This window comes from Stenotrophomonas sp. 2694 (assembly GCF_040548715.1).
Lineage (GTDB): Bacteria > Pseudomonadota > Gammaproteobacteria > Xanthomonadales > Xanthomonadaceae > Stenotrophomonas > Stenotrophomonas indicatrix.
The window spans coordinates 97,982-115,590 of the sequence record NZ_JBEPSG010000003.1 but is presented as its reverse complement, the minus strand read 5'-3'; the positions used below and the strand labels follow the sequence as shown (position 1 = coordinate 115,590).

General features: G+C 65.7%; 19 protein-coding genes. 15 read left to right on the top strand and 4 right to left on the bottom strand.

Annotation, left to right across the window (positions count from 1 at the left end):
• Positions 1–87: 87 nt before the first annotated feature.
• Positions 88–1,965 carry a patatin-like phospholipase family protein gene (locus ABIA73_RS05455; RefSeq protein WP_354275525.1) on the top strand — a complete coding sequence of 626 codons (1,878 nt, stop codon included), beginning with the start codon at positions 88–90 and terminating at the stop codon, positions 1,963–1,965.
• A 49-nt stretch (positions 1,966–2,014) separates the two neighbouring features.
• Here ABIA73_RS05455 and ABIA73_RS05450 read toward each other — a convergent pair whose 3' ends face one another.
• On the bottom strand, positions 2,015–2,968 hold the full coding sequence (locus tag ABIA73_RS05450; protein ID WP_354275524.1) for a DUF1028 domain-containing protein: 954 nt from the start codon (positions 2,966–2,968) through the stop codon (positions 2,015–2,017).
• A 276-nt stretch (positions 2,969–3,244) separates the two neighbouring features.
• On the bottom strand, positions 3,245–4,639 hold the full coding sequence (locus ABIA73_RS05445) for a helix-turn-helix domain-containing protein (protein ID WP_177177078.1): 1,395 nt from the start codon (positions 4,637–4,639) through the stop codon (positions 3,245–3,247).
• A gap of 87 nt (positions 4,640–4,726) precedes the next feature.
• Here ABIA73_RS05445 and ABIA73_RS05440 point away from each other — a divergent pair, with 87 nt between their 5' ends.
• The 5 genes from ABIA73_RS05440 to mmsB are packed head-to-tail and all read left to right on the top strand — an operon-like array spanning position 4,727 to position 10,267.
• Complete coding sequence (locus ABIA73_RS05440) at positions 4,727–6,232, top strand: CoA-acylating methylmalonate-semialdehyde dehydrogenase (RefSeq protein ID WP_025875748.1); 1,506 nt, start codon at positions 4,727–4,729, stop codon at positions 6,230–6,232.
• A gap of 15 nt (positions 6,233–6,247) precedes the next feature.
• Positions 6,248–7,414, top strand: a complete 1,167-nt coding sequence (locus ABIA73_RS05435) for an acyl-CoA dehydrogenase family protein (protein WP_025875746.1) — start codon at positions 6,248–6,250, stop codon at positions 7,412–7,414.
• On the top strand, positions 7,411–8,208 hold the full coding sequence (locus ABIA73_RS05430) for an enoyl-CoA hydratase (RefSeq protein WP_263929826.1): 798 nt from the start codon (positions 7,411–7,413) through the stop codon (positions 8,206–8,208). Before ABIA73_RS05435 ends, ABIA73_RS05430 begins: the two co-directional genes overlap by 4 nt.
• Positions 8,205–9,380 carry an enoyl-CoA hydratase/isomerase family protein gene (locus tag ABIA73_RS05425; protein WP_025875742.1) on the top strand — a complete coding sequence of 392 codons (1,176 nt, stop codon included), beginning with the start codon at positions 8,205–8,207 and terminating at the stop codon, positions 9,378–9,380. The genes ABIA73_RS05430 and ABIA73_RS05425 overlap by 4 nt, the downstream gene beginning before the upstream one ends.
• Positions 9,377–10,267, top strand: coding sequence for a 3-hydroxyisobutyrate dehydrogenase (mmsB, locus tag ABIA73_RS05420; protein WP_279208007.1), 891 nt, complete (start codon positions 9,377–9,379; stop codon positions 10,265–10,267). Before ABIA73_RS05425 ends, mmsB begins: the two co-directional genes overlap by 4 nt.
• A gap of 148 nt (positions 10,268–10,415) precedes the next feature.
• Here the strand turns inward: mmsB and ABIA73_RS05415 are convergent, their stop codons facing one another.
• Both ABIA73_RS05415 and ABIA73_RS05410 read right to left on the bottom strand, forming a co-directional pair.
• Positions 10,416–10,841 (bottom strand): organic hydroperoxide resistance protein, encoded by a 426-nt coding sequence (locus ABIA73_RS05415; RefSeq protein WP_004153735.1) that lies wholly within the window; start codon positions 10,839–10,841, stop codon positions 10,416–10,418.
• Between the two features lie 111 nt (positions 10,842–10,952).
• On the bottom strand, positions 10,953–11,909 hold the full coding sequence (locus ABIA73_RS05410; protein ID WP_025875736.1) for a cation diffusion facilitator family transporter: 957 nt from the start codon (positions 11,907–11,909) through the stop codon (positions 10,953–10,955).
• 382 nt (positions 11,910–12,291) lie between these two features.
• Here ABIA73_RS05410 and ABIA73_RS05405 point away from each other — a divergent pair, with 382 nt between their 5' ends.
• From ABIA73_RS05405 to ABIA73_RS05365, 9 genes are all read left to right on the top strand, one after another.
• Positions 12,292–12,804, top strand: coding sequence for a head-tail connector protein (locus ABIA73_RS05405; RefSeq protein WP_354275523.1), 513 nt, complete (start codon positions 12,292–12,294; stop codon positions 12,802–12,804).
• Complete coding sequence (locus ABIA73_RS05400) at positions 12,801–13,151, top strand: head-tail adaptor protein (protein ID WP_080150362.1); 351 nt, start codon at positions 12,801–12,803, stop codon at positions 13,149–13,151. The genes ABIA73_RS05405 and ABIA73_RS05400 overlap by 4 nt, the downstream gene beginning before the upstream one ends.
• A gap of 14 nt (positions 13,152–13,165) precedes the next feature.
• Positions 13,166–13,522 (top strand): tail completion protein gp17, encoded by a 357-nt coding sequence (gene gp17, locus ABIA73_RS05395; RefSeq protein ID WP_080150364.1) that lies wholly within the window; start codon positions 13,166–13,168, stop codon positions 13,520–13,522.
• A gap of 78 nt (positions 13,523–13,600) precedes the next feature.
• Positions 13,601–14,260 (top strand): phage tail protein, encoded by a 660-nt coding sequence (locus ABIA73_RS05390; RefSeq protein ID WP_025875728.1) that lies wholly within the window; start codon positions 13,601–13,603, stop codon positions 14,258–14,260.
• Positions 14,260–14,568: a phage tail assembly chaperone gene (locus tag ABIA73_RS05385; RefSeq protein ID WP_025875726.1), complete on the top strand. Its 309-nt coding sequence runs from the start codon at positions 14,260–14,262 to the stop codon at positions 14,566–14,568. The genes ABIA73_RS05390 and ABIA73_RS05385 overlap by 1 nt, the downstream gene beginning before the upstream one ends.
• 47 nt (positions 14,569–14,615) lie before the next feature.
• Positions 14,616–14,873 carry a DUF1799 domain-containing protein gene (locus ABIA73_RS05380; protein WP_309909331.1) on the top strand — a complete coding sequence of 86 codons (258 nt, stop codon included), beginning with the start codon at positions 14,616–14,618 and terminating at the stop codon, positions 14,871–14,873.
• Between the two features lie 83 nt (positions 14,874–14,956).
• Positions 14,957–16,105, top strand: a complete 1,149-nt coding sequence (locus ABIA73_RS05375) for a phage tail tape measure protein (RefSeq protein ID WP_354275522.1) — start codon at positions 14,957–14,959, stop codon at positions 16,103–16,105.
• Positions 16,102–16,431, top strand: coding sequence for a phage tail protein (locus tag ABIA73_RS05370; RefSeq protein ID WP_025875719.1), 330 nt, complete (start codon positions 16,102–16,104; stop codon positions 16,429–16,431). The genes ABIA73_RS05375 and ABIA73_RS05370 overlap by 4 nt, the downstream gene beginning before the upstream one ends.
• A gap of 8 nt (positions 16,432–16,439) precedes the next feature.
• On the top strand, positions 16,440–17,606 hold the full coding sequence (locus tag ABIA73_RS05365; RefSeq protein WP_313283326.1) for a hypothetical protein: 1,167 nt from the start codon (positions 16,440–16,442) through the stop codon (positions 17,604–17,606).
• The last annotated feature ends 3 nt before the right edge of the window (positions 17,607–17,609 follow it).

The following is a 17,609-nucleotide window of genomic DNA, read 5'->3' as shown; positions in this document are numbered from 1 at the left end:
CCGATGAAAACGCAGGGCTGTGGCGCGTTTCTCAGGCTGTGAGAGTGCCTCTTGCCATACTGGGCACCGACAGACGGGAGGTGGCTCGTGGCGGCGAAGTACTGCGATCTGGTCATGAAAGGCGGCATCACCAGCGGCATCGTGTATCCCAACGCGGTGCTCGCACTGGCCCGCGAATACCGTTTCAAGAGCATCGGCGGCACTTCGGCCGGTGCGATCGCCGCTGCCGTGGCCGCCGCTGCGGCATATGGCGACCGCCACCAGCAACGGGGCGAACAGCTGCCTGGCGACGCCGGCTATGGCGGCCTGTCGGCGGTGTCGGCGCAGCTGTCGCGGCGTGGATTCATCTACAGCCTGTTCCAGCCCGCCGCCGGCGCGCGCGCTGCGTATCGGTTGCTGGTGGTGCTGACCGGCAACGCCGGCTGGCCACGCAAGCTGCTGTGCCTGGCCATCGCGGTGTTCCAGATCGCGCCGCTGGAAGTGCTGGTGTCGTTGGCACTGCTGCTCGGCCTGGGCTGGTGGGGCGGTGGCTGGAGCGGCGTGGCGGCGACCCTGCTGCCGTCGCTGCTGTGTGCCTACGGCGCAGGCGTGGCCGCCGCTGCGCTAAGGGTGGCCCGGGTGGCGCGGCGCAACCTGCTGGGCCTGTGCAGCGGGCTTAGCCGGGATGCAGGCAAGCCGGCGCTGACCGAATGGCTGCATGAAAGCCTGCAGCAGCTGTCGGGCAAGCCGATGGATGCACCGCTGACCTTCGCCGATCTGCACGACGCGCCGCGCTATGCAGGCGAACCGGATAGCCCGCATGCGATCACCCTGCAGATGATCACCACCTGCGTATCGCACAACGAACCGCGCACGCTGCCGTTGGGCGGGGCGCAGTTCTGGTTCCTGCGCGAGGAGTTCGAGCAGCTGTTCCCGGCCAGTGTGGTGCAGTGGATGGTCGACCGCGCCGGTCCACCGCGCGAGGTTGAAGGCCGCAACTACTACCATCTGCCGCAGGGCGCGTCGCTGCCGGTACTGGTGGCCACGCGCATGAGCCTCAGCTTCCCGCTGCTGATCAGCGCGGTGCCGCTGCATGAGCCCTCGCGTCGCGAACGTCGCTGCGAGCCGACGTCGACGGCTGCAGGAGAGGCCGGACACAACGTGGCCGACAGCATGGAAGGGCTGACCAGCGCGGGCCAGGGCTGTGGTCCGGTGATCACCGCGTTCCGGGTGTGCTGGTTCTCCGACGGCGGCATCAGCAGCAACTTCCCGATCCACCTGTTCGATGCCGCACTGCCGCGCTGGCCGACCTTCGCCATCAACCTGGTCTATCCGCAACGTCCCGAGCCGGTGGTGCGCGAGAGCGACAGCCGCCAGGCGCTGGAACGCGCGGTGTTCCTGCCTACCGAGAACCGGCATGGATGGCAACGGCACTACCAGTCCATCGCCACGCCGCTGGCGGCCGGTGAGCTGGGCCGCTTCCTGTTCGCGGTGGTGGCCACCATGCAGAACTGGCGCGACCTGCTGCAGGCGCGTGCGCCGGGGTATCGCGACCGCATCGTGCATGTGAGCCTGCAGGGCGACGAGGGTGGCATGAACCTGGACATGCCACAGGAGGTGCTGACCCGCATCGCCGACAAGGGCAGCCTGGCCGGTGCACGCTTCTGTTCGTTCTCGTTCGAGAACCATTACTGGATCCGTTGGCGCAACCTGGCCTCGGCTTACCAGCGCTACACGCTGGAAATATCGCGCACCGACGATCCGGCGCAGCAGGTGCTGGCCTATCGCGGGGCCTATGCGATGGTGGCCACCGGCACGCCGCCACCGCCGTCGTACAAGCTGGGTTCGGAAGACAAGCGGCTGGCGTCGCAGCAGCTGTGGGGGCTGATGGTGGAACAGGGCCGCAGCTGGGATGACCTTGGCCCGGACCTCACCGACGGCTCGCCACGGCCGTTGCCACAGATGAAGGTGACGCCGATCTATTGATCGCGGTGTGCCGCTGCGCTCGCCGGGTATGGCGCGGCGCTACCGTTGGCTATCGCCACGCCTCGACCACTGCATCGCCGCGCAATGGCGCATACAACGGCAAGGCCAATTCCTGCTTCACCCATCCCGGGTTGAGCGCGCGCAATCCCGCCAGGTATTCGCGGGCCAATGCGGTTTCACCCTGCGACATCGCCAGCCGCGCCGCGCGTGCCCATGTCCGGTCCCAGCCATGTGCCAGCGCCAGCGAGGTGGCCAGCGACGCACGTGCGCCGGCCACCTCGCCCTGTTCCCACTGCTGCTCGGCGCGGATGATCGCTTCATTCGAAAGCCGCATGTCGTACAGCTCGCGCAGGCGCGCCACGGCACGCGGATCGGCATCCACGCGCAGGTCGGTGTCCTGCCAGTCGCCGCCAGGCGTGCGCACCAGCAATGCCGCTGACCATTGCCCGCTGCGTTGTCCACCCGCCGCTTGTCCCGCTTCCAGCGCTGCCAGCAGGCGCGCGGCAAGCGCACCGTGGGTGGTCGTAAACGCGCGTTGCATCGCCGCCAGCACGTCCGGCCCGGCCAGTCCGTTGCCTTGCACGCTCACCTTGCCCTCGCCAACGGCACCTGCCCAATCGGCCCGCTGCGCGGTCGCGCCGGTGTACTGCGCGTTGCCGCCTCGCGCACTGACCAGCCCGACCTGGCGCTCGGCGATGGTGGTGCCATCGAAGTCGCCATCCTCGTCCAGCAACTGCTTGAGCACCTGTGCCGGCGTGCGACCTTCGGCCAGCAGCGCCAGCCCCTTCGAGCCGTAGGTCGGGTTGGTTTCGAACTGGCTGGCGACCGCGCCGACCTTCGCCTGCGCCCACGGCACGCCGACACCGCCGACGGCGAGATTGTGCGTGGCGACAGCCACCCCGCAGTCGCCGGCTTCGTTGCAGGCGGCAATGGAAAAGGTCGCCCATGCCGGTGCAGCGACAGCAGCGAGCAGCAAGGCCAGGCAAGAACGCAACAGGCACATGGGGCATCTCCAGGGCAGGCAATGCAATGGGATGCAGCCTACGCGCGGAAGGTTTAGTAGATCCACGCCATGCGTGGATGAATCCCCATCGAAATCGAATATTTCGACAATTCGTCGAAGAGCATCCACGCATGGCGTGGATCTACCGTGTCGACCAAGGTCGACACCCACCAAAAGCAGGCCATGCCACCCCGCCATCCCACGGAATGCCCGCTGTTGCTTTTGCTGTTGCCTTGGATTGAAGCAGGTGCAGGGCGCAGCCCTGCCGAACCAACCCTACCGCCCCGGCAACTGGGTAAACGCGCGCTGCATGCAGTCCTCGCGCGGGCACACCCGGCAACCCGGCCCGATCGACACCGAATTGCCCGGGCTCTGCACGTCCAGCCCCAGCGAATACACCAGCCGATCCGCATGCTGCAGGTCACACCCCAGTGCCACCGCGAAGGTCTTGCGTGGCTGGCCGTGGCCGACCGGGCCGCTGCTGACCTGCCGTGCCAGCCAGAAATGGCGGCGGCCATCGGGCATGCGCGCGGTCTGGGTGAGGATGCGTCCGGGCTGGTTGAAGGCCTCGTAGACGATCCACAACGGGCACGAACCACCCACCTGCGAGAAGTGGAAATCGGTGGCCGAGTGGCGCTTGGACACATTGCCGGCGCGGTCCACGCGGATGAAGAAGAACGGCAGCCCCGGCGCACTGCGGCGTGCCAGCGTACTCAACCGATGGCAGACCGCCTCGAATCCCACGCCGAACTGATGCGCCAGCAGCTCGATGTCATAGCCACTGGCCTCGGCCGCGCGCAGGAAGCGCATGTACGGCATCACCAGCGCACCGGCGAAATAGTTGGACAGGCCGATACGCGCCTGTGCGATGCGGGCCTCGTCGGTGAAGCCGGTGCGCGCGATCACCGCATCGATCTGCGGCAGGTAGCCGCGCAGCGCCAGCTCGACCGCCATCTGGAACGCCTGCTGGCCCGGCTCCAGGTAGTCGGGCAGCCACAGCGTACGGCTGCCGGCATCGTACTGGCGCTTCTCGCGCCCGGCCTGCAGCGCGGCCACTTCCACCAGCACCCCATGGCGGTCGGCCAGCAGCTGGCGCAGCCGTGGTGCCACGTGCCCCGGCGCCAGCCCCCATTCGGCGAACAGCTGCTCGGCCAGTTCGTCCAGCTCGGGGATGTGGTTGTGCATGCGGTTGAAGAACTCGCGCACCTGGTCGCCGGCCGGCAACGTGCTGCCCGCGCCCGGCTCGCCCAACTGGAACTCCAGCGCGGCGGCATGCTCGCGCAGCGCCAGGTGGCGGCGATGCAGGTCCAGCAGCGCGCGGCTGACCTGCGGCAGGTTGCCGGCCAGCGCGCGCAGTTCGGTGGCGCTGACGTCGGCCAGGCCCAGATCGCGCAGGGTCTCGCCCAGCGACTCCTGCAGCGCGGCGGGCTCATCGTCGTCGAACAGGGTGGAAACATCGCCCAACACCTCGCCCAGCTTCTTCTGCACCGCGGGCGTCAGCGGACGCTTGTTGCGCTCGATCTGGTTCAGGTAGCTGGCCGACAGCCCCAGGGCGCGGGCAAGGTCGGCCTGGCTGTAGCCGCGCTGCTCGCGCAGGCGCAGCAGACGCAGGCCGAGCTGGCGCTGGGGGGCTGAATAATTCACAGGATTAACAGGAATCGTGGCGGGCATTGGCCAGATTAAGCGGATTCAGGCCGGAAATCGAGGCGTGGCCTGTGAATAATGCCAAGCATCTTTCGCACCCCGTGGATTGTCGTCATGACTGTTGCAGCGCCCCGTATCCGCATGCTGATCGATGGCCAGTTCGTTGAATCGGCCACCTCCCACTGGCAGGACGTGATCAACCCGGCCACCCAGGACGTGCTGGCCCAGGTGCCGTTCGCCACCACGGGTGAAGTCGATGCCGCCGTGGCTGCCGCCAAGGAAGCCTTCAAGACCTGGCGCAAGACCCCGATCGGTACCCGCGCGCGCATCTTCCTGAAGTACCAGCAGCTGATCCGCGAAAACATGAGCGAGCTGGCGCACATCCTCACCGCCGAACAGGGCAAGACCCTGCCGGATGCCGAAGGCGATGTGTTCCGCGGCCTGGAAGTGGTCGAGCACGCGGCCGCCATCGGCAACCTGCAGCTGGGCGAACTGGCCAACAACGTGGCCAACGGCGTGGACACCTACTCGATCATGCAGCCGCTGGGCGTGTGCGCAGGCATCACCCCGTTCAACTTCCCGGCGATGATTCCGCTGTGGATGTTCCCGATGGCCATTGCCACCGGCAACACCTTCATCCTCAAGCCGTCCGAGCAGGACCCGATGGTCACCATGCGCCTGGTCGAACTGGCGCTGGAAGCGGGCATTCCCAAGGGCGTGCTGAACGTGGTCCACGGTGGCGAGGAAGTGGTCAACGCCATCTGCGACCACCCGGACATCAAGGCGGTATCGTTCGTCGGTTCCACCCGCGTCGGTACCCACGTGTACAACCGCGCCTCGCTGGCCGGCAAGCGCGTGCAGTGCATGATGGGCGCAAAGAACCACGCCGTGGTGCTGCCGGACGCCAACAAGGAGCAGACCCTCAATGCGATGGTCGGCGCGGCCTTCGGTGCGGCGGGCCAGCGCTGCATGGCCGCCTCCACCCTGGTGCTGGTCGGTGAAGCGCGCGGTTGGGTGCAGGACCTGGTCGAAAAGGCCAAGACCCTGAAGGTCAGCGGTGGCACGGTCGCCGGCACCGACGTCGGCCCGGTCATTTCCTGCAGCGCCCGTGATCGCGTCGAAGGCCTGATCGCTTCGGGCGTGGAGCAGGGTGCCAAGCTGGTGCTGGATGGCCGCAAGCCGCAGGTCGATGGTTTCGAGAAGGGCAATTTCGTTGGCCCGACCATCTTTGCCGGTGTTACCACCGACATGCGCATCTACCAGGAAGAAATCTTCGGGCCGGTGCTGGTCATCCTCGAAGCGGAAACGCTGGATGAGGCCATCGCCATGGTCAACAGCAACCCGAACGGCAACGGCACCGCGCTGTTCACCCAGTCCGGCGCCGCAGCACGCCGGTTCCAGGAAGACATCGACGTCGGCCAGGTCGGCATCAACGTGCCGATCCCGGTGCCGGTGCCGCTGTTCTCGTTCACCGGTTCGCGTGCTTCCAAGCTGGGCGACCTGGGTCCGTACGGCAAGCAGGTGGTGCTGTTCTACACGCAGACCAAGACCGTCACCGCGCGCTGGTTCGACGACGAGACGCTGAGCCATGGCGTCAACACCACGATCAGCCTGAAGTAACCGCAGGGAGCAGCCATGAGCCACTCGATGACGACGGAACAGGAAGAAGCGCAGCAGGCGTACCGCGAAGCGGCGCGTGACTTCGCACAGGCCGAACTGGCGCCGCACGCCGCGCGATGGGATGCGGAGGGCATCTTTCCGCGCGAGGCGATCGCCAAGGCCGGTGAACTGGGCTTCTGCGGTCTGTACATGGACCCGGAAGTGGGCGGCAGCGGCCTGAGCCGACTGGACGCCGCCGTCGTCATCGAGGAGCTCGCCAACGTCGACCCGTCGACCGCGGCCTATATCAGCATCCACAACATGGCCTCGTGGATGGTCTCCAAGTGGGGCCAGCCGGCGCTGCGCGACGCGTGGGGCAATGACCTGTCTTCTGGCAGCAAACTGGCCTCGTACTGCTTGACCGAGCCGGGCGCCGGTTCGGACGCGGCCTCGCTGAAGACCACCGCCGTGCGCGATGGCGATTTCTACGTGTTGAATGGCTCCAAGGCCTTCATCTCCGGCGCCGGTGCCACCGAGCTGCTGGTGGTGATGGCACGTACCGGCGGTGCCGGTGCAGGCGGGGTCAGCGCGATCGCGGTGCCGGCCGACCTGCCGGGCATCAGCTATGGCCGCAAGGAAGAGAAGATGGGCTGGAACAGCCAGCCCACCCGCGGCATCACCTTCGAAAACGTCCGCGTACCGGTCAGCCACCTTCTGGGAGAGGAAGGCGGCGGCTTCAAGCTGGCGATGAAGGGGCTCGATGGTGGCCGCATCAATATCGCCGCGTGCTCGCTGGGTGCTGCGCAGGGCGCGCTGGATGCCGCACGCCGCTACATGGGCGAGCGCCGCCAGTTCGGCAAGGCGTTGTCCGAATTCCAGGCGCTGCAGTTCAAGCTGGCCGACATGGCCATCGAGCTGGTTGCCGCGCGGCAGATGGTGCATACCGCTGCGCGCAAGCTCGATGCCGGTGCCAGCGATGCCAACGTGTGGTGCGCGATGGCCAAGCGTTTCGCCACCGATGCCGGCTTCACCATCTGCAACGAAGCCCTGCAGATCCACGGGGGCTACGGCTACATCCGCGAATATCCGATCGAACGCCTGCTGCGCGACAGCCGCGTGCACCAGATCCTGGAAGGCACCAACGAGATCATGCGGGTGATCGTTGCCCGTCACCTGCTCAACACCGAAGAGGAACTGCGATGAAGGATTGGCGTACCCAGGAGCACGTGGGCCTGAAGGTCGAGGCCGATGGCCACACCGCCGTGGTCACCCTGAACAACCCGCCGGCGCATACCTGGACCGTGCACAGCCTGTCGGCGCTGCGCGACCTGGTGGGCGCACTCAATGCAGACCGCGACATCTACGCGCTGGTGATCACCGGTGATGGCGAGAAGTTCTTCTCCGCGGGGGCCGACCTCAACCAGTTCGCTTCCGGCGACAAGGCTGCCGCACGCGAAGCGGCACGCCGTTTCGGCGAAGCCTTCGAGGCGCTGTCCGCATTCCGTGGTGTATCGATCGCTGCGATCAACGGCTACGCCATGGGCGGCGGCCTGGAGTGCGCGCTGGCCTGCGACCTGCGCATCATCGAAGACCACGCCCAGGTTGCGCTGCCGGAGGCCACCGTCGGCCTGCTGCCGTGCGCCGGTGGCACCCAGAACCTGCCGCGCCTGGTCGGCGAGGGTTGGGCCAAGCGCATGATCCTGCTCGGCGATCGCATCAACGCCGAAACCGCCGTGCGGATTGGTCTTGCCGAAGAAAAGGTCGGCAAGGGCGAAGCCAAGGCGCTGGCACTGGAATGGGCGAAGAAGGCCGGCAAGCAGAGCCCGACCAGCATTGCCGCCTGCAAGACGTTGGTGCAGTCCACCCGCACCGGCACCCATGCGTCGGCGCTGGTGGCCGAGCGCGAGGCCTTCGTCGATCTGTTCGACACCGCCGACCAGGTCGAGGGCGTGAGTGCCTTCCTTGAAAAGCGCGCCGCGCAGTGGAAGAACGCATGACCACCGACACCGTTGCCGAGCAAGCACCGGTGCTGTTCGAAGAGCGCGTGGCCGGCAACGGCACGCGCATCGGCATCGCCACGCTCAACGCACCGCGCACGCTCAATGGCTTCTCGCTGCCGATGGCGCACCTGCTGCTGAAGCAGTTGAATGCCTGGGCCGACGACGACGGCATCGCCATGGTGGTGCTGCAGGGCGCCGGTGAGAAGGCGTTCTGCGCCGGCGGTGACCTGCACAGCCTGTACCAGAGCATGCGTGCCTACCGCGACGCCGGCCAAAACGATATCCGCAGGAATGACTACGCCGCCGAGTTCTTCGACGTCGAGTACCGCGTCGACTACCTGATCCATACCTACGCCAAGCCGATCCTGTGCTGGGGCCACGGCATCGTGATGGGCGGCGGCATCGGCCTGATGTCCGGCGCCAGCCACCGCGTGGTCAGCGAGCGTTCCAAGCTGGCCTTCCCGGAAATCACCGTGGGCCTGTTCCCTGACGTGGGTGGCAGCTGGCTGCTGCCGCGCGTGCCGGGCAACGGTGGCCTGTTCCTTGCCCTGACCGGTGCGCTGCTCAACCCGGGCGATGCGATCTATGCCGGCCTGGCCGACGTGCATGTGGCCGAGGAACGCCGCAGTGCGGTGTTCGACGCGCTGCTGCAGGTCGCGTGGTCGACCGATGCCGCACGCAACCACGAGCGCCTGTCACAGCTGCTGCTGTCGTTTGCCAGCGATGCGGCTACCGGCCCGCTGCTGGCCAATGCTACGCGGGTCGATGCGCTGTGTGCAGGCGATGACCTGGCCGCCATCGTCGAACGCATCAGTACCCTGCAGACCGATGATGCGTGGCTGCAGGCCGCACAGAAGACCCTTGCCGCCGGTGCACCGGGTTCGGCACGGCTGGCCTTCGAACTGCAGCGCCGCAGCGCCGGCCAGGATCTGGCCAGCGTGTACCGGCTGGAATACATCACCGCCCTGCATTGCGCTGCGCATGGTGATTTTGCTGAAGGCATCCGCGCGCTGCTGATCGACAAGGACCGCAATCCCTCGTGGAACCCGGCCACGCTGGCCGATGCCGACCGCGCATGGGCCGATACGTTCTTCGCTTCTCCCTGGGCCGATGCCGCGCATCCGCTGGCCGACCTGGGTACCCCTGTCGCTGAAAGGAGCCTTGCATGAGCCGCGTTGCATTCATTGGGTTGGGCAACATGGGTGGCCCGATGGCCGCCAATCTGGTCAAGAACGGCCACACCGTACGTGTGTTCGATCTGGTGCCTGCCGCGGTGCAGGCGGCGGTCGACGCGGGTGCCAGCGCAGCGGCATCGGCACGCGAGACCCTGGCCGAGGCCGAGGTGGTGATCTCGATGCTGCCGGCCAGCCGCCATGTTGAAGGCGTGTACCTGGGTGATGACGGCATCCTTGCCGCGATTCCCGCCGGTGCGCTGGTCATCGACTGCAGCACGATTGCCCCGGCCAGCGCGCGCAAGGTTTCCGAAGCGGCCGCCGCACGTGGCCTGCAGATGATCGACGCACCGGTGTCCGGTGGCACTGCCGGCGCACAGGCCGGCACGCTGACCTTCATCGTCGGTGGCGAAGAGGACGCGCTTGAACGCGCCCGCCCGGTGCTGCAGGCGATGGGCAAGAACATCTTCCATGTGGGCGCCAGTGGCGCCGGCCAGGTGGCCAAGCTGTGCAACAACATGGCGCTGGGCGTGATCATGGCTGTCACCGGCGAAGCCATCGCCCTGGGCGTGGCGCACGGGCTGGACCCGAAGGTGCTGTCGCAGATGATGGCGGTCAGCACCGGCCGCAGCTGGGCCACCGAAGTGTGCAACCCGTGGCCGGGCGTGCTGGAAAACGCGCCGGCGTCGCGCGGTTACAGCGGCGGCTTCGGCAGCGATCTGATGCTGAAGGACATGGGCTTGGCGGTGGAGGCGGCGATGAGCGTCGGCGCCTCGATCCCGCTGGGCGAAGTGGCCCGCAACCTGTACTCGATGAACCACCAGGCCGGCCGCGGCAAGCTGGATTTCTCCAGCGTCGTGCAGCTCATCACGAACGAAAAGTGACCTGGTAATGCCGGCCGCTGGCCGGCAGCCTCATGCCCCCTTGCGGGACAACGAAGGTGGGATGGGCGGATGCCCGGTTTCGACCGGCATCCGCCCATTTTTTTGCCCAGCCGCTTGGTAGTGCCGGCCGCTGGCCGGCATCACCGCATCAGGCAACGATCAGCGTCACGTCGATGTTGCCGCGGGTCGCGTTGGAGTATGGGCAGACGATGTGTGCCTTCTGCACCAGTTCTTCCACCTGCTCGCGCGGCACGCCCGGCACGTTGATGGTCAGCTCGGCTTCGATGCCGAAACCGGTTGGGATCTGGCCGATGCCGACCTTGCCGGTCACGGTGGTGTCGGCCGGCAGCGCGACCTTGGCTTGGCCGGCGACGAACTTCAGTGCGCCCAGGAAGCAGGCCGAATAGCCGGCAGCAAACAGCTGTTCCGGGTTGGTGCCCGGGCCGCCAGCGCCGCCCAGCTCGCGCGGGGTCGACAGCTGGATGTCCAGCACGTTGTCGGACGAGACGGAACGGCCTTCACGGCCGCCGGTGGAGGTGGCCTGGGCGGTGTACAGAACCTTTTCGATGGACATCGGGATGCTCCTGGTCAGTGGGTGGGTAGTGCGTTGGAGCTTACTTTGCCCGGATTCTGCACACCGTTGGTTGCAATAAATCCGAAAAATTTGATTGAACGTCCTGCCGGCCTAGATCGTCCATTCCCGGTCGGTGGTGAACATGATGGTCAGCCAGCGGTCCGGCGACGATTCGCCCAGCGCATCGCCGATCTCGTCACGCAGGTGATCCCACTCCAGCAGGGGCCGCGGCGGATCGTCCTCACGCACCACGAAGAACAGCTCGATCTGCTCGCCACGGCCCACTTGCGCCACGTAACTGCGGTGCTCGACGAAACCGTGCTTTGCAACAATCGCCCGCGCCACCGCATCCACATGCGCCTGCAGTTCGGGCGGGGTAACCAGCAGGATGCCGGCCAACGCGCGCCGCACCGTGCCCAATGGCGCGATCATCACCAGCACGCAGACGAAGGCGAGGATGGCCGGATCGATGTACGGCCCGACCCACGCCAGCGACGTGCCACGCACCAGCACGCCACCGAGGAAGGCCAGCAGATAGCAGGCCGACATGCTCGCGGCGATCACCCAGTTCTTCGCATCCAGTGCGATGAACTCCGAACCGATGCGCTGGTTCGCACGCAGCACGAACCAGGCCAGCGCGCTTTCAGCCACGATCGACAGTGCCGCGAAGATGATTGCGGGGCCAAGCGCGATCTGTCGCCCACCCGACATCAGCGCATCGACCGCATTGACCAGTGCGTACAACGCCGCACCGATCATCAGCGTGCCACTGACTCCCAGCACGATCGGTTCCAGATGCCAGAAGCCCATGGTGAAGCGCTGGTTCAAACGCGACTGCACTGCGTCGGTCTGGGTGGACAGCGCGATCAGCCGCGCGACCAGCAGCGACAGCCACGTCATCACCACGTCGATCAGGCCGTAGATGCCATCGAAGATGATCAGCGACGAATTGGCCAGCAGGCCGAATACCACTGCGGCGGCGGCCAGCAGCAGCGAGGCGGCGATGGACAGCCGCAGCACACCCTGCTCGGTGCGTGGATCGAGGAAACGTTCGGAACGGGAAGACATGCAGAAATCCGGCTGGGAAAGCGCCGCGGAAGCGGTGCCGCACCATTCTATCCAGACCACCGCTCGCCTCTGTGACTGCACCGGCGCAGGGCCCGGAAAAGTCACCAGACTGGTGACGGTTTACGGATTGACGGGTGCACACCTCAGGCGTATCTTTTCAACCACGATGACATACAAGCCTCTGGCGACCGCCGGGGGCTTTTTGCGTTTACGCCGCCCGTCGGCACCTTGTCATCGTATTTGCGGCCCTGCCAGTCCTGGTGGGGCCGTTTCTGTTTCCGCCCCGACCCTGCCCTTCTCGCACCGTCCTTGATGACAGCGTGCGGCGTAGCCGCGTGCGCAGGGTCGGGGCATCCAACATCCATCAACGAAGGAGGATTCGATGCCCCTGCTGACACTTGAGCAGTGCCGCATGCACTGCCGTATCGACGGCGACTACGACGACGCCATTCTGGACGACCTGCTGGCCGCGGCGACCGACGCGGCGTCGGCCTACCTGCGGCGGGCGCTGTTTGCCGACCAGGCGGCACTGGATCTGGCGCTGGACCAGTTGCCGCAGGACATGGCGGCGGCGGTGACCGGGCATGAAGCCGCGGTCGCCGCCGCCAATGCCGAGACCAACGCGGTCAAGGCCAAGGCCATGCGTGACGTCGCTGATCGTCGCCTGGCCGTGGCCACCGAACGCAGCGCACAGCTGCTGCAGGGCCTGCCGGCCAACGACAGCATCCGCGCTGCGGTGCGCCTGCTATTGGGCCATCTGTATGCGCATCGGGAAGCGGTGGTGATTTCCACGCACGCCTTGGATGTACCGGTCGGTGCTGCCGCCATCGCGATGGAGCTGCCGTTTGGCGTCGCCGCACTGCTCGATCCCTACCGACTGGCGGCGACCCCATGAACGCCGGTCACTTCAACCGTCGCATCCGCATCGAGCGCCAGGATGGGCGCGTCGATGCCTGGGGCCAACCTCTGGATGCGTGGGTGAGCGTTGCCGATCTGTGGGCGGCAATTCCTCTTGAACGTGCCGACACGGTGCAGCGGGTGAAGCTGGACAGCGGGCTGTCCGCAGCGATTCGCCGCCAGCGCTTCCAGGTGCGCCTGGCGCCGGCGCAGCGAGCCGGCATTGGCATCGGAATGCGCATCGTGCACGACGGCCACACGTTCGATATTACCGGTGTGGTGCCCGACCTTGGCACGCGACACACCGCCGTGCTGTTCACCGAACAGCTGGCTGCAACCGCCTGAGCGAGGACACTGCGATGAGTTACGAACCGAAGTTGCAGCAACTGCTTGGCGGAATGCTGCAGGGGCGCCTGTACCCGGATGTTCCACCGGACCGAGTCACCTATCCCTGCGCGGTCTACCAGCAGGTGGGTGGGCAGGCGCTGTGGTTCAACGAAGGGTCCATCCCCGACCAGAAGCACGCTCGCGTGCAGCTGACCGTCTGGGCAGACACCCGTGCCCAGGCCAACACCCTGATCCGTGACATCGAAGATCAGGTCTGCGCGGGTCTGCCGAAGTCTGAATCCTTTGGCGCCGCCATTGCCGTGCATGAACCGGCACTCAGGAAGTACGGCGCACGGCTCGATTTCGGGCTGTGGTACGCCAACCCGTAGTTCCACTGCTCCACGTACCACCTGAAGCCCGGCACGCGCCGGGCTTCGTCTTTTTCAATCCACATGAGGAAATGCAACATGGCACTCAAGCTTCCCAAGGGCACCCAGTTCGGCTTCGCACCGGTCGTCTCCACCGCCATCGCCACGAGCGCGATCTCCAAGGCTGCGCCGGCACTGGCCAGCGTCGCCGCCAACAGCGTCGACACCGGCGATGTGGTGGTCATCGAGCTGCCGGGTTGGCCGGCCCTGAACAACCGCGCTACCCGCGCCGGTGCCGAAGCCACCGGCAGCGTTGAACTGCTGGGCATCGATACCACCGACAACGTGCTGTTCCCCGCCACCAGCGGTGCCGGCGTGCTGCGCAAGGCCGGTGCCTTCGTCGACCTGGACCAGCAGGGCGACCCGACCACCGCAGGTGGCGAGCAGCAGTACTGGAGCGGCACCCTGCTGGAGGACCCGACCGGTCGCCAGGTGCAGATGCCGACCTTCAAGAACGCCAAGACCATCACCCTGCCGCTGTTCTACGATCCGAAGAAGCCGTGGTACTCGGCCCTGAAGAACGTCGACGCCAAGGGCGAACCGGTGATCCTGCGCGCCAAGCTGGTCGGTGGTGACGTGCTGTACTGGTACGGTTACCTGAGCTACAACGGCGACCCGACGATGGCCGCCAACACCCCGATGGGCACCACCGCGACGTTCACCGCGCTGGCCGACTCCATCCTGGTCGAGGGCGCCTGATGTTCCAGGTAAAGGCGCCAGAGAGCTTCAAGAGCACCCTGACCATCGTCGGTCACGGTCGCGAGCAGAAGCTCAACCTGACCTACCGGCACCTGCCGGTGGCCGACTATGCGCAGCTGCTGGAGCGGTTGGCCGAGGAGGAACTGAGCGTGGCACAGGCGATCCTGGACATCGTCGTCGACTGGGATGCCGACGTGGCCCTGGATACGGCAGGCGTGGAACTCGCCCTGCAGCAGCAGGCCGGCCTGGATGGCGCCATCATCGGTGGCTACACCCAGGCTCTGCAGGTCGCACGCAAGGGAAACTGATCGAGGCGGTGGGGGCCCTGTACTGGCAGGCCCCCACCGAGTCCGAGTTGCTTCAGCTCGGACTGAAGGCAAGGCATTTTCCGCCACCGCAGGTAACGCTGTGGCCGGAGTGCGTGCTTCCCATCGAGATCTTTTCGCGGGTCTCCACCCAGTGGCGCGTTGGCGCGGGTGGCCCGATCGGGCTGGACTACAACGTGGTCTACCAGGAGCTGCAGCGCGAGGTACTCATACCTGAAAAGTACGATGAAGTGATGGCGGGAATCCGCATCATCGAGCGTGCGGCCTTGCAGCACATGCAGCACTAGTTACAGACAGCCACTGGTTCATGCCGGTGATCCCTTCGCGGCCCCGCCATCTGGTGGGGCCGCCCTCATGCCAGGAGAATTTCATGAGCGATACAACGCTCAACGCTTCGGCTGCCGCAGTCGAGGTCAGTGCCATTCTGGACTCTGCCGCACAGGCGGCAAAGCGGAGCATGGCCGAGTTCAATGCGCTGACTCAGCTCCAGCAGCAGTATGTACAGAAGAGCACTGTGCTGCAGTCCGCGCTCAACGGCGTACTTCAAAGCAGCATCTCCCTCGCCGACACCATGGTGAGGAAGCTGGCCGGAACTCTCGCGGTGGTGCAAGCCGCGTTGGACCAAGCGCAGATCGCCGCTGAAGGCGGCAAGCGGGAAACCAGGATGCCAAGTGAAGTCGCCTCCGACGCAACTGCGCGCAATCTGGATCGATTGTCCGCCGATGGCGAGCATCGCAGTGGCTTCCTCGTAGATACACGGCTTTCGGCCAGGAGCAGATACCTGGCTGGAACCGCAACCGGGAAGGCCGGTGCTGAGAAGGGCAAGAAGGAAGAGGACTCGCGGAAGGTAAAGACAGGTAAGCAAGGCATCGAGAACGGATTCCTGGATGCCTTCGAGGCCTACACCGCAAAAGCGCAGGACGCCGCAACGACGACACAGAGTGTCTTCACCAAGGCATTCGATGCAGCAGGAACGGCGCTCTACAACTTCGTCGCTACCGGAAAATCGAATCACCATGAACTTACCAAGGCGTTGATCGCAGATCTGAAGAAGATCGCGATACAGCAAGCCATCGTATGGGGCGTCAAGATGCTCTTCGGCGGCAGCGTGGGTCCGGTGCAGAAGGAGTCGATACCAATTGCCGGTTTTGCCAAGGGCGGGGCGATCAGGTCCCCCAGCCTCTCCGCCTACTCCGGCGGTATCTACAACACCCCGCAGCTGTTCGCATTCGCCAAGGGCGCCGGCGTGTTCGGTGAAGCGGGGCCTGAAGCGATCATGCCGCTGCAGCGCGGGCCCGATGGCCGCCTGGGAGTGGCGGCACACGGTGCCGGCGGCGGTGGCGGGGTGGGTGTGAACATCCGCATCGACAACAACGGTGGCAAGGAAGTCACCAGCAACGAAAGCATGCTGCAGCAGTTCGGCAACGAGATCGGCCAGTTCGTGGAGCGCAAGTACCGTGACCTGCAGATGCGTGACATGAAGGCTGGCGGTGTCCTCAGCAGGAGTGCAGCACGATGACCGACACCTTTACCTGGGCAGCAACCAGCCAGAGCACTGGCACCACCACTGCCACCGTCAAGCGCGCGCGCTTCGGCGATGGATACGCACAGGCCGCGCCGGATGGGCTCAATGCCCGCCTGCGCAGCTACCAGCTGCAGTTCGTCGGTAATCGCAGCACGATCAACGAGATCGTTGCGTTCCTGGATGGCCATGTGGGCCAGAGCTTCTTCTGGCGGGGCCCGCTGGGCACCGGTCTGTATGGCTGCGACACCTATACCGACAGCCATCTGGGTGGATCGGTGTTCAGCATCACTGCGACGTTTGAACAGACGTATCAGCCGTAGGAACGGACATGGATCTTCAGCAGATCGACCTGGACACCCTCCAGCCCAACGGCAAGCGGGGCGAAACGCAGCGCCCCGCCTTCACCAAGATCAATCAGAACTTCCAGGAGATGGGGCGCACGCTGGAAGAAATCCCAGCCGCTATAGCGCATGCGGTCTCAGGCAGGAATCGTCTGGCCAATGGCAACTTCGATGTTTGGCAGCGCGGAGATAGCTTCACCGCCGTAGCTGGGTACACGGCAGACCGATTCATTGGCCAACAGGGAGGCATGACCGGAGCAGCCATCTTCAGGTCTCCCGTTGCGGCGGGCGATTCCAATTTTCCGCGAAGCCGCAACACGCTGGCTGCCAACTCAAGCGGCAACTCCGACGTGGCTGGCCACTACTTCCTGTTCGAGCAGCGCGTGGAAGGCGTCCATACGTTTGCCGCATCCGAAAGCACCTTCTCCTTCCTCGTCTACAACGCCGGTGCAGGCGGGCGGAAGATCGCAGTGGAATTCCTGCAGCGCTTTGGTACGGGCGGTAGCGCGACCGTGTCGGGCATCCATTCCGAGGTCTTTACGCTCCTGCAGGGATTGAACAGGATCAGCAAGACCGTCAGTTTGCCCCCCGTCTATGGCAAGACCATCGCCGGGGGCGACGATTCGGTGATCTGCGCAATATGGCTGTCGGCAGGTAGCAACTTCACAGCCCGCTCTGGCGGGCTTGGCGCCCAGAGCGGGCAGCTGTACTTCGGTGAGCTGCAATGGGAAGCCGGCGCACGTGCGACCAACTTTGAGTGGAGGCCAATCGCCTTGGAACTAGCACTCTGCCAGCGCTACTTCCAGAAGAGCTTCCCCGTTGCAGAGGTGCCGAACAGTAACAGCAACAGCGCCATGCACCGCACCGCAACGGCATTCAACAGCGGTACGTGCCGCGTCGTCGCAGAGCTCAAGTCGGTCATGCGGGACACACCCCGTGTAGCCTTCTATGCCAGCGGCGAAGGCGGAAATCTGGGTTCCCCCAGTAATTGGCGCTACTACGATGCTATGGGCGGCGCTTGGCGCGCGGCCACGTTGACCAACGTTGTCATGGCGACCAGCCAGGCCTTCATGGCCGACATCGGTGGCATGTCCGTTCCGGCTAGTGGCGGCGTACTGCTTGCCGGTCATTACACCGCTGACGCCGAACTCTGAAAG

Excerpts from the sequence above, each read along its gene's own strand:
- ABIA73_RS05450 (WP_354275524.1), bottom strand. The coding sequence starts at position 2,968 with ATGTGCCTGTTGCGTTCTTGCCTGGCCTTGCTGCTCGCTGCTGTCGCT.
- ABIA73_RS05445 (WP_177177078.1), bottom strand. The coding sequence starts at position 4,639 with ATGCCCGCCACGATTCCTGTTAATCCTGTGAATTATTCAGCCCCCCAG.
- ABIA73_RS05440 (WP_025875748.1), top strand. The coding sequence starts at position 4,727 with ATGACTGTTGCAGCGCCCCGTATCCGCATGCTGATCGATGGCCAGTTC.
- ABIA73_RS05435 (WP_025875746.1), top strand. The coding sequence starts at position 6,248 with ATGAGCCACTCGATGACGACGGAACAGGAAGAAGCGCAGCAGGCGTAC.
- ABIA73_RS05430 (WP_263929826.1), top strand. The coding sequence starts at position 7,411 with ATGAAGGATTGGCGTACCCAGGAGCACGTGGGCCTGAAGGTCGAGGCC.
- ABIA73_RS05425 (WP_025875742.1), top strand. The coding sequence starts at position 8,205 with ATGACCACCGACACCGTTGCCGAGCAAGCACCGGTGCTGTTCGAAGAG.
- mmsB (WP_279208007.1), top strand. The coding sequence starts at position 9,377 with ATGAGCCGCGTTGCATTCATTGGGTTGGGCAACATGGGTGGCCCGATG.
- ABIA73_RS05415 (WP_004153735.1), bottom strand. The coding sequence starts at position 10,841 with ATGTCCATCGAAAAGGTTCTGTACACCGCCCAGGCCACCTCCACCGGC.
- ABIA73_RS05410 (WP_025875736.1), bottom strand. The coding sequence starts at position 11,909 with ATGTCTTCCCGTTCCGAACGTTTCCTCGATCCACGCACCGAGCAGGGT.
- ABIA73_RS05405 (WP_354275523.1), top strand. The coding sequence starts at position 12,292 with ATGCCCCTGCTGACACTTGAGCAGTGCCGCATGCACTGCCGTATCGAC.
- ABIA73_RS05400 (WP_080150362.1), top strand. The coding sequence starts at position 12,801 with ATGAACGCCGGTCACTTCAACCGTCGCATCCGCATCGAGCGCCAGGAT.
- gp17 (WP_080150364.1), top strand. The coding sequence starts at position 13,166 with ATGAGTTACGAACCGAAGTTGCAGCAACTGCTTGGCGGAATGCTGCAG.
- ABIA73_RS05390 (WP_025875728.1), top strand. The coding sequence starts at position 13,601 with ATGGCACTCAAGCTTCCCAAGGGCACCCAGTTCGGCTTCGCACCGGTC.
- ABIA73_RS05385 (WP_025875726.1), top strand. The coding sequence starts at position 14,260 with ATGTTCCAGGTAAAGGCGCCAGAGAGCTTCAAGAGCACCCTGACCATC.
- ABIA73_RS05375 (WP_354275522.1), top strand. The coding sequence starts at position 14,957 with ATGAGCGATACAACGCTCAACGCTTCGGCTGCCGCAGTCGAGGTCAGT.
- ABIA73_RS05370 (WP_025875719.1), top strand. The coding sequence starts at position 16,102 with ATGACCGACACCTTTACCTGGGCAGCAACCAGCCAGAGCACTGGCACC.
- ABIA73_RS05365 (WP_313283326.1), top strand. The coding sequence starts at position 16,440 with ATGGATCTTCAGCAGATCGACCTGGACACCCTCCAGCCCAACGGCAAG.